Annotated in this window: 1 pseudogene; it reads left to right on the forward strand. The window is 66.4% G+C overall.

Annotated features, from left to right (window positions below):
* Window positions 1-286 (forward strand): annotated as a pseudogene (locus EIK80_RS25670) (flagellar hook-associated protein FlgK); the annotation flags it as partial.

Consider the following 286-nt stretch of genomic DNA (forward strand, 5'->3'; position numbering starts at 1 on the left):
GCCCGTCGGCGGCACGATGCAGGACATGCTGGACGCGCTGAACTCACGCGCTTCGGGCGTCGGCCTCTACGGCCAGTTCTCGCTGAACGCCAAGGGACAGATCAACTTCCAGTCGAATGGCGCCACGCCGGTGACCATGTCGGTCCAAGCCGACACCACCCAGCGCAGCGTCGGCGGCCCGTCGGCCAGCCAGCCGTTCGGCATCGGCCCGGCCGAGCGAAGCACCCGGGGCGAGAAGTTCTTCGTCAATCAGGCGATGAACGAGAATCCAAAGCTGCTGCCTCTG

The organism is Caulobacter sp. 602-1 (assembly GCF_003931565.1).
Classification (GTDB): Bacteria; Pseudomonadota; Alphaproteobacteria; order Caulobacterales; family Caulobacteraceae; genus Caulobacter.